Here is a 13,653-nt window from a genome sequence, read left to right as displayed (position 1 = left end):
TGTCAATTTACATTAAATTACCTAGCCAATAATTGCATCGGCGTATGCTTCAGCTCATCATCATTTCTTTTTGCGTAACGCAAAGCCACTTTGGATGCCAATAAAGATCAGTGTCAGCACGCCAACGCAAATCCGAGTCCACCACGAGCTGAGCGTGCCGTTGTATTGGAGAATTGAAATGATCGTCGCTTCGATGAGGATACCAAACAGCGTGCCGATTACGTTGCCAACACCACCGGTGAGCAGCGTGCCGCCCATCACTACCGCCGCAATCACATCCAACTCCACCCCAGTGGCGAATTGCCCATAGCCAGCCAGCAACGAAATACTGAACACAATTCCAGCTAAGGCTGAACAAAAGCCACTAAGGCCATAGACCAAGACTTTGGTACGACCAACCGGAAATCCCATCAGGGCCGCCGACTGCTCATTATTCCCAATGGCGTAGACAATTCGGCCAAAACGAGTAAAGTAGGCAAGATAAATCGCCACCACCAAGAGCGCTGGACCGACGAGGGTCGGAATGTAAATATAGGCTTTGGCAAAAAAAGGCAGATAGATTGGGGTCAACGCCAAGTATTTATACAATGGGTCAGTAATTGTGACCGATGTTAGGCTAATGATGTAGGCCAGCCCACGGGCAAAAAACAGGCCCATCAAGGTAACAATGAACGGCTGCACTTTGAAGAAATGGATGAGGCAGCCCAACCCAAGCCCAATCGCTGTGCCCATGACCAACATTAATGGCATAACGACAAGTGGACTGACCCCGAGGTTGAGCAGCGCAGCCGATGCTGCCGTAGTCAGGGCCAAAACACCACCGACCGACAGGTCAATCCCTCCCGTGAGGATCACAAAGGTCATGCCAATCCCAAGGATGAGCAGAAAGCCATTGTTGATAAACAGGTTAAAAAATGCCTGCGGCCGTTGCATCGCAGGGTACAACTGCGCCCCAATGATGTAGGCCATAAGAAAAATCGTGATTGTCATCAGCAGCGGGCCATGCCGCAGCACGGAAAGCTTCAGCCGTTGTGTCATGGAAATACCTTTCAAAGCGCTGGTTCGATGCTATGGATGGGGCAGTCCTGGCTTCTCATCCTGCGACTGCACCGCGGTTGGGGTACTCTTGCTACGGCGTTTTATCAGCCGCCGATCGGAATAAAGCAGAATCACCAGCAGCACAAGCACCGCGCGTCCGGCGAGCAAGGCATTCGCTGGCACGCCGAGCGCATACATCGAAAGCGTGAATGTCCAGATAACGATTGCGCCAAGTACGCTTGCGAGCAACGAAAAGCGCCCACCAGACAACATCGTCCCACCCATCACCACGGCTAGAATTGCATCTAGTTCATAGTTAAGGCCATTGTTGTTGCCATCGGCGCTATGCACATACGAGCTAAGAATCAAACCAGCCAGCGCGCTGCAAAAACCGCTAAACGTGTAGGCTAGCAATTGAATATTCTTGGCGCTGATGCCGCTGTAATGGGTGGCTTTTGGATTAAGCCCCACCGCTTCGATAAACAGCCCAATTGGGGTTTTGCGCACACCAACCCATGCGAGGATGGCCACTGCGGTAACAATATAGATTGAAACAGGTAGCCCCAAGATGTAGCCGTTGCCAAACCAAAAATAGGGCGTGTAGTAGATGGTGATAATCTGACCGTTGCTAATAAGTTGGGCAATACCGCGACCTGCTACCATTAAAATCAGGGTTGCTACCAGCGGCTGAATTTTGGCCCGCGATACCAATAAGCCGTTCCAAAGGCCGCAGAGCGTTCCCGCCGCCAGCGTTGCGATCACAATGATTACCAATGGCGTGTTGGTAGCATTTCTGGTCAAGATCTCGTTTGAAACCAGCTTGTCACCAGGCGCTGGGTTGATCAAGACAGCACCCATGGCCGCTGAGATTGCCATCACCGCCCCAACCGAAAGATCAACCCCACCAGTAGCGATGACAAGCGTCATGCCGATCGCCACCAGCATCAGCGGCGCGCCATTGTTCAACACATCAATCAGGTTGCCATAGAGATGACCATCTTGAATGCCGATCCGAAAAAATTCGGGCACAAACAACGCATTAAAGCCAAGAATAACTGCCCACGCGGTGAGCACCCAAAACAGCCGACTTTCGCGAATTCGGCTGAATGAAATCCGCTTGTTCATGCCTCACCTGCCATCGTTTGCATAAGAGTTCGATCGCTTACCGCATGGTCATACTCGGCCACTTTCGCGTGGTCGCGCAAAACCACAATCCGGTCGCTCATCCGCACCACTTCTTCCAGTTCGGAAGAGATAAAGACGATCGACATACCATCCTTCACCAGTTCTAGCACCAGCTTTTGAATCTCGGCCTTGGCCCCAACATCGATGCCCCGCGTTGGTTCATCTAAGATCAGCAGGCGGGGCTGAGTAACCAGCCAGCGCGCCAAAATGACCTTCTGTTGATTGCCGCCGCTTAGATTTTTAACCAACTGGTCGGGCGATGGCGTGCGAATGCCGAGCAACTTGATATATTTTTCAGCAATTTCAGTCTGCTTCTGGCGGCCAATAAACTTGAACCAACCATAACGCCCTTGCAAGCCCAAGATAATATTTTCGCGAATGCTGAGATCGCCGACAATGCCCTCGGCCTTGCGATCTTCTGGGCATAAGGCAACCCCGCGCTTGATCAGCGCTTGCGGCGAGAAGCGGGTTACTTGCTGGCCATCGATCGATAGCGAGCCACTATCAGGGGTTGCGATCCCAAAAAGCAAGCTTGCTAGTTCGGTGCGTCCTGAGCCGAGCAGCCCTGCAATCCCAAGCACCTCGCCAACACCTACCGTCAAATCAAGTGGCTGCAACGCGCCACGTAAGCCCAGACCGGAGGCTTCGATCAGCTGTCCCTTTTCGGTCTGTGGCGCAACTTGGCCTTTATCATGAGCCAAGGCCTGTAATTCATCGACCACTCGCCCCAGCATCTTGGCCACAAGCTCCACTCGCGAGAGCGCCGCAATGTCGAAGCTGCCAACAAAGCGCCCATTGCGCAGAATCGTCACCCGATCAACGATTTCGTAAACTTGATCGAGGAAGTGGGTGACAAACACAATCCCGATGCCTTCCTGCTTGAGCGCACGCATAACCGCGAAGAGGCGGGCGGTTTCGTTGGCATCCAAGCTTGATGTTGGTTCATCCAAAATCAGAACTTTGGCCGAGGCAATCGCCAATGCACGAGCAATCGCAACCATCTGCTGGATTGCGATCGAGTAGATTCCCAAGGGTTGGGTCACATCCAACTCAATCCCGAGGCGCGCTAAGGCCTGACTGGCCAACTCATTCAGTTTTTTCCAGTGGATGCCGCCAAAACGTCGCGGCTCATGGCCAAGCATAATATTTTCGGCCACGGAAATGTTGGTGCAAAGATTGATCTCTTGGTACACCGTACTGATGCCAAGCGCTTGGGCATGCTGCGGCGACTTGATACTGATAGCGGTGTTTTCTAGCTCAATCCTGCCCTGGTCGGGCTGCTCCACCCCCGTGAGAATTTTGATTAGGGTTGATTTTCCAGCCCCATTTTCGCCCATCAGGGCATGGATCTCTCCTTTTCTCAGGGCAAAATCAACCCCTTCGAGGGCGACGACCCCGGGAAACACTTTGGAAACGCCGCTGACGGTGATAAGGTTCTGCGGATCAGCCATAATGATCACTCGCCTTTCCTCTAGCAACACATAAACCGTTGGAGGAGGTATCGAGCCTCCTCCAAAACGGTTGTTTGCTGGCTAGTATTTGCGCGTTGGCAACAATTCTGCGGCGTTTTCTGGGTAGTAAACCGTTTCATCGGTGAGCACTTCAGCATCAACTGGTTGGCCATTCATCAGCTTTAGCGCCAATTCGAATACCTGTGGCCCAAGCAATGGGTTACATTCAACATCTGCTTGGAACCAGCCATCGACCATCGCTTGGAAGCCACCACGCGTGCCGTCCACCGAAACGATTTTGAGATCGCCTGGTTTGACCCCAGCTGCCTTGAGCACTTCAATCGCGCCAATGCCCATATCGTCGTTGTGGATAAACAAGCCTTGGAAATCCTTGCCTGGGGTGTATTTTTTCAATAGCGCTTGCATTACCGGCACGGCTTCAGCGCGGGTGAAGTTGCCAGTTTGCGAGTCGAGAATAGTGATGTTTGAATTAAGTTTGTTGCGTAAGCCTTTGGCTCGTCCAACAGCAGCACCAGAGCCAGTCGTCCCTGAAAGCTCAAGGATGACGCCGCCGTCTGGCATCATTTTGTTGAATTCAGCCGCGGCTCGCTCACCTTCTAAGGTCATATTCGAGCCAATGTGGGTGCTATACAGCGATTTATCGGCGCTCACACTGCGGTCAACAATGATCACCGGAATCCCCGCGTTCTTGGCTTCGGTCAAAACAGCATCCCAGCCATCTTCGACCACGGGAGGCAAGGCAATCACATCTACGCCCTGTTGGATACAAGCACGCACGGCGGAAATCTGATTTTCTTGCTTCTGTTGGGCATCGGAGAAGACCAGTTGCTTGATACCCAAGGTTGCTGCTGTTTCTTTAATCGAGGCAGTATTGGCAGTACGCCAGTCGCTTTCGGCCCCAAGCTGTGGGTAACAGAGCACCATATCGCTGTAGGTTTTTGCTCCTGCCCCACTCGCAGGCGCGTTCGCTGGTGCTTCTGTCGCTGTTTGAGCACCGCAACCAACTAATCCGATAACAACCAGTAGCGCCATTAGACGCGCGGCGAATGATCGTGAACTGCTCATGGAAATTCCTCCTAGCGAAAATCGGGGTTGTAACCACTCGTTAGCCATGGAAAATAGCGTTTTGGATGGAGCGCCTCGGGAACGAGCGCGGCCGGATCCGCAGCACGCAGCCTGTGCGCACCGAAAAGGAACATCGATAGATTCAAACTCTGGAAAAGAAAGTGCTAGTAGAGCCGATTGGGCAATTCCTGCGCGGCGGTATCTTGGCGGTAAACCCCTTCATCCGGCTTGATCCATTTTTCAACCGGAAGATCATTGGCCAAGTTGAGTGCTGTTGCGAAGAAAAGTGGGCCAAGCAGCGGGTTGCATTCAATTGTGGCATTCAGCTTGCCAGCGATCATTGCTTCGAAGGCAGCTCGCACCGCATCAATCGAAACAATTTTGATGTCGATGCCTGGCCGTAACCCATACTCCTCGATGGCCTCGATTGCGCCAAGCGCCATGTCGTCGTTTTGGGCAAACACGCCGTCGATGCTGTTACCATGAGTTTGCAGTAAAGCAGCCATCTCCTCTTTGCCGCGAGCGCGAATAAAATCACCTGATTGGCTGGCGAGCACGTGCAGGCCAGGATACGTTTGTAGACATTCTTGGAAGCCAGCGCCCCGCCCAAGCATTGGGGCCGAGCCTTGAGTGCCTTCCAAAACCACAATTGATCCTTGGCCATCGAGCAGCCTCGCTAACTCGCCGCAAGCCCGTCGACCTTCTTCGACAAAATCTGAGCCGATGCGAACGCTGTAGAGCTCAGCTGGCACATTGGCGCTGCGATCGAGCAGAATGAGCGGGATGCCCGCCTGCTTGACCTCGGCAAAAACCTCGTCCCATCCGGTTTCAACAACTGGTGAAACCCCGATGACATCGACACCTTGGGCGATAAACGAACGGATAGCGTTGATCTGATTGGCTTGCTGTTGCTGAGCGTCGGAAAGATCCAATTCGATCCCGAGTTGGTCGGCGGTTGTTTGGATCGAACGCGTGTTGGCGGTACGCCACTCACTTTCGGCTCCAATTTGCGCAAACCCAACAACAAGTTCGGGATAGGTTTTGAGCTTGACAGCATGTGGGGTTGATAGTGCTCCGCTCGCTCTAGGCGCAGACTCGCCGCATGCTGCCAGCGTTAAAACTATGGCTAGCACAAGGCCACTGCGGTAGAGGGCACGAGCAATCATTGAGGTCGCCTCCTTTGGCGCGTTCCAACCAGTCATGGTCGGCAGCTACATGTGATCATTAGCGTTGGAATGCTGGATATTATAGCGGCTGGGCGGGGCCAAACAAGCCTGATTTCTATGCAGAATAGCTGCTATTTTAATGTTTTTTTAGTAATCAGGGTGTTCGTTTTTTTAAGCTTGTGGTTAATTTTTTACGATCAGTTGCGGCTAGGCGCTGGGCTACGTTGCTGCGGAATGATCAGGCTCACACAGGTGCCACGGCCATACGTGCTCTCAATCGCTAGCCCATACTCGGGGCCATAGTAGAGCTTGATTCGTTGATTAACATTGCTAATGCCATAGCCATCTTCGACGATTGGCATCGCGCCTGCCACCCAGAGGTTGCCCGCAGCCAACAGCTCGCGAATCTGGGCAAGCCGCTCTGGGGTCATACCAATCCCGTTGTCTGCAACCTCAATCTGGAGCCGATCATCAGCCAGCCAGCGGCCACGCACCACAATCGTGCCGCCATTGCGCTTGTTCTTAATGCCATGGTAGAGCGCATTTTCCACCAGTGGTTGAAGGGTCAGTTTGAGCATCTCACCGCTACGGGTTTCCTCAGGAATATCGATCTGATAGTCGAGGATGTCACGGTAGCGAATCTTTTGGATCGCCAAATAGCTTTCGATATGCGCGATCTCATCACGGACGGTGATCCAATCCCTGCCTTTACTGAGCGTAATCCGGAAGAAGCGAGACAAGGCCGAAACAAGCTCGACGATCTGGGCTGTACGCTTGGATTCAGCCATCCAAATAATTGCATCGAGCGTGTTATAGAGAAAATGGGGGTTGATCTGCGCTTGGAGCACCCGCAGTTCAGCCTTTTTGAGGTTCTCGTGTTCTTCAAGTTTGGCATCAAGCAATTCTTTGATTTTGCCAACCATGATGTTAAAGCTCAAGCCAAGTTCAGTAATCTCGTCGGCGTTATCGGCGATAACAAGAGCCTCAAGATCGTGACGTGCGATCGTGGTGGTCACGTCGTGCAACTTCTTGATTGGAATATAAATGCCTTTTGAGATGCGCCAAGCAGCGACGATCGAGAAGCCAATTGAGGTCATGATCACGCTTAGGCCGCCAATCGCCCAGCTGGTGAGGTCGCTTTGCATCGCCTGATATTGCTGTTGGGTGCGCTTCACTTCAAACAGCGCATACGCTTGGACGTTGCCCTCAATTAATTGGGTAATGCTGCGAATCTCCTCCATAAGCACTAAATTTTCGGCAAACGTTTTGCCTTGAGCAATCTGAATCCCAACCCGATCGATCGAACTGCGCAGAGTTTGCAACGTATGCTGAATAATGCTGAGCTTGATCCGACCTTTTTCCGAACTGGAGTTATCGATCATCTGCTCGATACGATGGTCGACATCGCTCAAAATCGCATATTGGTTTCCTTGGGCAAATGGTTTCTTGCCAGCAATAATCTCCCAAAGTTCTGCATCAATCGATGGTTTAATATAGCCATTGATACTATTGGCAGTTGTAATGTTCTGAATTAGCCCATCATACTGGGTTTTATATTCGAGGCCAGGCACGATCAGGAAGATATAGGGTACGCTCATGAGAATCACGACCATCAGCAAGGCCAACAGAATTTTGTCGCGGATCGAGAGCCGCATGCGCAGACGAGGGAGCGTAAACCTACCCGCCAAGCCGCTGATCCGAGCGCGATCAAAGAGATTGATATCCATAGAGAGCCTCTTGTAGCCTAGGCACGTTGGCGAAACTCGTTGGGTGGCTGCCCGACAACCTTGCGGAACACCGAGTAAAAATAGCGTGGGTTCTGATAGCCAATTCGATAGGCGATCTCGCTGGCGGTCAGCGAGGTTGAGCGTAGCAGTTCGATTGCTTTGCGAATCCGGAGCTTGGTCAGGTAGTCGATGAAGGTTTCGCCAACCTCGCGATGGAAGAGTGCGCTAAAATAGGTTGGGCTTAGTAAGGCTTGGGCGGCAGCTTGGCCCAGTGAGATCGCCGGATCAGCATAGTTAGCATCGATGTAGGCCAGCGCCTTCATAATCATCGGATCGGCGTGCAGCTGCGCTTGATCGTCAAGCCCGACCTCCGCAGAACGCTCACCAGCGTTGATCTGAATCAGGGCCTGCGCAAATGATTGGGCAATCATGCTCAGCCGCTCGGTTGGCTCGCCGCTGCCGATGCTTGCCCGCCAATTCGCCTGCTCGGCCAGCTGTCGATTCAAGGCTGCAACAAGCATAGCTGCACGTTGGGCCACCTCAGCGCGAGTTTCACCCTTGATAATCAGAATCGTATCTTCGAGGCCATGCTTAAAGGCCACAACCGACAGCGAATCAGCGAGAATTAACCCGACAATCGCGTCAACTTGTTGGCAAACAGCATACAGCGGGAGGGCGCTGGCATGCGGCGGCATAACGTGCAGCACAAGCACCTGATACCATGGTGCCAGCAGATCAATCTCAAGGCTACGGGCTTGCTCCATAAAATCGGTCGCCGAGCTACTCCCAGCAACCAAGTCAAGCAGACAACGCTCGCGCAACATTGGTTGATGGTCGGACATTTGGGCTTGCAGCGTCTCCAAGTGCGCCCGCGACTGTCGTTCTTCAGCGATTTGGCTAGCGATTTTACCAAGTGCCGCCAGCAGATCGTGAGCGATAATCGGTTTCAACAGATACTCAGTAACGCCGATTTGCAGCGCTTCTTGGGCATAGCGAAACTCATCATGGCCGCTGAGAATCATAATTTTGGTGGTTGGTAGCGTTTCCTTGAGAATGCGACAAAGCTGTAAGCCATCCATAAACGGCATCTTTATATCGGTGATTACAATGTCGGGCCGCCGTTCGCGAATCAGCGGCAGCGCAATTTCGCCATCTGGGGCCTCGCCGCAGAACTGATAGCCTGCCGCCGCCCAGTCAACCGCATCGCGAATCCCTTCGCGGGTTATAATCTCGTCTTCAACTAAAAAGAGTTTGTAGGTCATCGTTGCGCCTCTCATGCGTCGTTGCACGCCCAGCGGTAGCGTCTCGCGCCTCAGATAGCTTGTATCAAGCAGATGAATTGAGGATTTTGCCAAGGCTGTTTATTTGGATTTGAGCTAGGCTGTGCCTGCTCGCTGGTTGGTTTGAAGATATTTGGGTAGTGTAGTGCTATCATCGCATATGTGTCAAGTTTGGGTTTGGAAGCTTAACCAGCGGACACATACGCCAAAAGAGCCATTCCATTCAATGGTACAATCAGCGAAGGTTAGCCATTTGGGGATTTGAGTAGCGCAATGAGCAATCTATCGGGAGGGTTTCCTGTGACAAATCAGCAATTATCGCTTGACGAACAAGCCATAATCCAAGCAGCGTCTGACCCGACAACCACACCTGAAGAACTGTTGCGGATTGCCAATTATCTTGAGTTGGTATCCGACCCCGACTTTGAACGCCCCACTTCTGGAACCGACTTCCTGCGCTTTGTTGGCCGCCAAGGCCCATTAGCAGTTGTTTTAGATCCTCATCCACGCACGGCGATTGTTACCGCCTTGGTTGCCAACCCCAATACGCCGCAAAAAACACTCTTACACTTTGCCGCTGACGTTCCCGAAGCGTTTCTCGCCAATCCTGTTTTGCTGTTGCTGTTGCTTGAACATCCCGATTTATTTCGCCAGATGGATGAGTTGCGCTTATTATTATTTCTGCGTCATGCGTCAATCCCTGCTAATCTGCTGAATACGATTCGTGGCTATGCTTCGCCAAATGTTGCTCACGCCATTGCCTACCATATCAATAGTTATGGCGAGGCTGGCGCCGATTGGCAAGCGCAAGCTGAAGCCCTACTGGCCCAGATTCCGCTACCATCAATTGATGGCCAAGAGGCGTTGATTGAGCATCTGATACTGCGAACAATGCCAGCATGGCTTGAGCAACGCCTTCATGAATCAACCGAGGAACACATTCAACAAGCCTTGCAGCAAACAGTCACGGTCTTGGAAGACGAAGTGTTTGCGGCGATGAGCTATACAATCAATAACCAACCCTTTGATCAGGCCAGTATTGGTACCGCAGATCGCGAGCTACGCAAACTTGCCGCTGAATCGAGCGACCCCGTCATCCTCAGGCTGCTCGCTGATGATGACGACCCAAGCGTGCGTGCCCGGGTTGCCTTTAATGTTAATACCCCGCTCGATGTGTTGTCCCGCTTAGAGCTTGACGATGTGCAGCCGGTACGCAATGCGCTGGCGTTAAACCCCAATCTTCCCGCTGAGTTATTGGCGACGATGGCCCGCGATTATAGCTGGTCGGCCTTACGCATGCGCAAGGCAATTGCCCAACATCCCAACGTCACCCCTGACATTTTAGCCCACTTGGCCACCGATGAATCGATTCAGGTGCGCAATGCAGTCGTCCGCAACCAGCAAACCACCATTGAAGCGCGCCAACAATTGCTTGATCGGGCGTTAACCGCAGCACTGTATTCGGCACACCCGATGTTTCACTTTATTGCCATGGCCAATCAATACACCGATCCGCAACATTTGCGCAAAGGTCTGCGCTCGCCCTATTGGTATGCGCGCTATGCTTTGGCGCTCAATCCGGCAGTTCCAATCGAGATTGTCAGGGCATTGACCGTCGACGCTCATTGTTTTGTCCGCCGCGCAGCCCAAACTGCGCTTGAGCAACGAGTGAAGGAGCAGGCATGAATCCGTTAGAATTACAGCACTACCTCGATACGCTAGTGCAAAAAAAGCTGTATCTCAGCACGATGATCTGGGGACCGCCAGGAATTGGTAAATCGAGCATTGTGGCCCAAATTGCCCAGCACAGGGGCATTGAGTTTATTGATGTCCGGTTATCGCAGCTTGCACCAACCGATCTGCGGGGCTTGCCAGTGCCTGATAATGGAATTTCACGCTGGTTTCCACCAGAGTTTCTGCCCCAAACTGGGCAAGGTATCTTGTTTCTTGATGAATTAAACATGGCACCCCCAGCCATGCAAGGGGTTGCCCAACAACTGATTCTTGATCGACGAGTTGGCTCGTATACGCTGCCTGAGGGCTGGTTTGTTTGGGCCGCAGGCAATCGCAAAGAGGATCGAGCCTCGGTTTTCGATATGCCAGCACCGTTGGCGAATCGCTTTGTCCACCTCGAAGTTGCGCCCGATTTTGATAGTTTTAAGGCCTATGCGCTGAATGCGAATGTGGCTGAGCAGGTGATTGCCTTTCTCTCGTTTCGCCCAACCTTGTTGCATAAGCTCAATCCGCAGCATCCAGCGTGGCCGTCGCCACGCTCATGGGTTATGGCCAGCCAACTCTACCAAGCAGCGCTTGATCTTGCTCCGGTGGTGGGCATTGATGCAGCAGCAGAATTTTACTCCTACATCGAGCTGTATCAAACCCTACCAGATTTTGAGGCGATTCTGCGTGGTGAAGGCGCAAACCTCGCCTTTCCAAGCGAGCCTGGGGCACGCTATGCCAACACGATCGGCTTGACCTTACGGGCTGCAAACGCCGATAGCGCCTATCAAGCCTTTTGTTGGATGGCGGCCCATGCACCAACTGAATGGGTGCAGGTCTTTATTGCCGATCTGATGCGGCAGTTACGGCTCAAGGGCCAAATTGGGGCCTTTGCAGCCTATGTTCAGGGCGATGCCCAATTGCAAACCTTCTTCCAAGCATATCAACGGATGCTGGCATGAGTGCCGCCGAATTTGAACGCATGATTAGTGCGTCGGTGCTGCGGCTACGCACTCGTTCTGCCTACTTTGCTAGCTTGGTGTTATTTGCGCCCGTGGTTGCTGCAACGAATGTGAATCAGGCGGCAACTGATGGTGAACGGGTGTATGTCAACGCTGACTATTTCGCCACTCTACGCCAGCAAGACCAAGATCGTTTGATTGTGCATCAGGTGTTGCATGCTGCCTTGCTGCATCTTCCCCGCCGTGGCAGTCGCAACCCACGGATTTGGAATACTGCCTGCGATATTGTGTTGAATGGCATCATCAGCACTATCGAGGGCATTGGCTGTGACCCAATGACCCAGCGCGACCCTGAGCTTGAAGCATTAAGCGTCGAAGAAGTGTACGAATTGTTAGTCCGCGACCCCAGCCGCTACCCGCTGAGCGATAGCCTTGATTTGCTCGACGCAACCGAGGCTGATCGATCGGGTCTCAGTGGCCAAGGCGGCTTTGAACAAGAGACGCGCGGCACCAAACGCAACGCAGTATTGGAAGCCCATTGGCGCAATGCGCGCCACCAAGCAGATCTGATTGCGCTGATGGTCGCCCAAGGCAGTTTGCCCAGCAGCATGCGCCGTGAATTGAGCAGCACCGACCCTGAGAAACTCGATTGGCGTACCTATTTATGGCGCTATTTGGTGCAAACACCCACCGATTTTGTGGGCTTTGATCGGCGTTTTTTGAGTCGGGGTCTCTATATCGATGCCTTAGCAGGCGAGAGTCTGCAAGTTTTTGTGGCGGTCGATACCAGCGGCTCAATCGATGAGCGTCATTTGCGGCTCTTTATGGATGAGGTGCAGGGGATTTTGCGCGCCTATCCGCATATCACCTGTGAGTTGTTTTATGTTGATGCAGAAGCTCATGGGCCATTTCAACTCACCGCCCATAGCCCAATTCCTGCGCCAATCGGCGGCGGTGGCACCGATTTTCGCCCCTTCTTTGCGGCCCTTGAGGACTTAATCCGCCCTCATATGCCAATTGTCGCAGTCTATTTGACCGATGGTTATGGCAGTTTTCCATCAAGGCCTCCTGAATATCCATTATTGTGGGTGGTAGTTGCTGGCGGCCTTGATAGCGAGGCTTTTCCCTTTGGCGAGGCCATTCGGTTACTCCTTGAATAACCAACACGTTGCATGGCACGAAGCTCAACTTCGTGCCATGTGTAGTTTGCGCGAGAGCAGCGAATCAGAACAGTCATGCTGATGAATCGTCGAAGCGCAGCAGCTCACCATCGTTGGGAATTAAGAGTTGCGCCTCGGAAATTCCAGCAGCCTTGGCAGCCATACGCAGTTCTGTTCGCGACACCTGACCATGATCCAGCGAATCCAGATGAATCGCAACGACCGTACTGGCGGTTGTGGCCTGACACAGCATTATAGTTTGCTCAGCATCCATCACAATCGGCGTTCCTGCCTCCCAAATCGCGCCAGAAGAATGGGTCACGATTACGTTTGGCTGAAACTTTTCAATCGTAGTTGCAACCTCGGGATACCACACGCTATCGCCAACCCAATACAGCGTTGGTTCAAGCGCCGCCGCCAACACAAATCCAGATACTTGGCCCATGCTTGCGAGGTCAGCGCCAAAGCCATGCTGACCCGCTACGCGCGTAATCCGCATGCCCTGCCAATTAACGACGTGATCGACCGGAATAACAGTGCGAAACCCATAGCCTTGAATCCGTTCAGCATCAACTGGTTGGCAAAAAATGGGAATATCTTTTGGCAAAAGCTGTTGCGCCTCAGCATCAAAATGATCGGCATGCAGGTGAGACAGCAAAACCGCCTCGATACCTTCCACAATCGCTTCTTTGGCCAGCGGCAAATCAACCAGCGGATTGCGTGAACGCCCAGTAAACGAATCACGCGCATGGCGTGGCGCAAGATCAGGGTCAGCAAGCAAGGTATGCTGGGCATAGCGCAGGCGCATCGTTGCATTGCGCAGCAAATGAATTTCCATCGAATTTCCTCACGAGTAATGCAGGCCACAAGCGCGCTGGG

11 protein-coding genes are annotated in these 13,653 nt (G+C 52.6%); 3 read left to right on the top strand and 8 right to left on the bottom strand.

Features of this window, described 5'->3' with window-relative positions; all coding sequences use genetic code 11:
- Window positions 1-60: 60 nt before the first annotated feature.
- The 7 genes from SE18_RS08215 to SE18_RS08185 form a co-directional block, all read right to left on the bottom strand.
- On the bottom strand, window positions 61-1,038 hold the full coding sequence (locus SE18_RS08215; RefSeq protein ID WP_054533954.1) for an ABC transporter permease subunit: 978 nt from the start codon (window positions 1,036-1,038) through the stop codon (window positions 61-63).
- A gap of 30 nt (window positions 1,039-1,068) precedes the next feature.
- Window positions 1,069-2,163, bottom strand: a complete 1,095-nt coding sequence (locus SE18_RS08210; protein ID WP_054533953.1) for an ABC transporter permease — start codon at window positions 2,161-2,163, stop codon at window positions 1,069-1,071.
- The gene (locus SE18_RS08205) at window positions 2,160-3,674 is read right to left on the bottom strand and encodes a sugar ABC transporter ATP-binding protein (protein WP_054533996.1); all 1,515 of its coding nucleotides are present in this window, start codon (window positions 3,672-3,674) and stop codon (window positions 2,160-2,162) included. Before SE18_RS08205 ends, SE18_RS08210 begins: the two co-directional genes overlap by 4 nt.
- A gap of 81 nt (window positions 3,675-3,755) precedes the next feature.
- Window positions 3,756-4,760 carry an ABC transporter substrate-binding protein gene (locus SE18_RS08200; RefSeq protein WP_054533952.1) on the bottom strand — a complete coding sequence of 335 codons (1,005 nt, stop codon included), beginning with the start codon at window positions 4,758-4,760 and terminating at the stop codon, window positions 3,756-3,758.
- Between the two features lie 164 nt (window positions 4,761-4,924).
- A complete protein-coding gene (locus SE18_RS08195; RefSeq protein WP_054533951.1) occupies window positions 4,925-5,926 on the bottom strand; it encodes an ABC transporter substrate-binding protein in 1,002 nt (333 codons plus the stop codon).
- A 197-nt stretch (window positions 5,927-6,123) separates the two neighbouring features.
- Window positions 6,124-7,653, bottom strand: a complete 1,530-nt coding sequence (locus SE18_RS08190; protein ID WP_054533950.1) for a sensor histidine kinase — start codon at window positions 7,651-7,653, stop codon at window positions 6,124-6,126.
- Window positions 7,654-7,670: 17 nt separating this feature from the next.
- On the bottom strand, window positions 7,671-8,915 hold the full coding sequence (locus tag SE18_RS08185) for a response regulator (RefSeq protein WP_054533949.1): 1,245 nt from the start codon (window positions 8,913-8,915) through the stop codon (window positions 7,671-7,673).
- Between the two features lie 318 nt (window positions 8,916-9,233).
- On the opposite strand from SE18_RS08185, the gene SE18_RS08180 reads away from it, so the two are divergent.
- The 3 genes from SE18_RS08180 to SE18_RS08170 are packed head-to-tail and all read left to right on the top strand — an operon-like array spanning window position 9,234 to window position 12,774.
- Window positions 9,234-10,619, top strand: a complete 1,386-nt coding sequence (locus tag SE18_RS08180) for a hypothetical protein (protein WP_054533948.1) — start codon at window positions 9,234-9,236, stop codon at window positions 10,617-10,619.
- A complete protein-coding gene (locus SE18_RS08175) occupies window positions 10,616-11,614 on the top strand; it encodes an AAA family ATPase (protein ID WP_054533947.1) in 999 nt (332 codons plus the stop codon). Before SE18_RS08180 ends, SE18_RS08175 begins: the two co-directional genes overlap by 4 nt.
- Complete coding sequence (locus tag SE18_RS08170) at window positions 11,611-12,774, top strand: vWA domain-containing protein (protein ID WP_054533946.1); 1,164 nt, start codon at window positions 11,611-11,613, stop codon at window positions 12,772-12,774. Before SE18_RS08175 ends, SE18_RS08170 begins: the two co-directional genes overlap by 4 nt.
- A gap of 73 nt (window positions 12,775-12,847) precedes the next feature.
- Here the strand turns inward: SE18_RS08170 and SE18_RS08165 are convergent, their stop codons facing one another.
- Window positions 12,848-13,612: an MBL fold metallo-hydrolase gene (locus tag SE18_RS08165; RefSeq protein WP_054533945.1), complete on the bottom strand. Its 765-nt coding sequence runs from the start codon at window positions 13,610-13,612 to the stop codon at window positions 12,848-12,850.
- Window positions 13,613-13,653 lie beyond the last annotated feature (41 nt).

It is taken from the genome of Herpetosiphon geysericola, from assembly GCF_001306135.1.
GTDB classification, from domain to species: domain Bacteria; phylum Chloroflexota; class Chloroflexia; order Chloroflexales; family Herpetosiphonaceae; genus Herpetosiphon; species Herpetosiphon geysericola.
The sequence above is the reverse complement of the archived record's forward strand: the minus strand, read 5'-3'. Positions and strand labels throughout refer to the sequence as shown.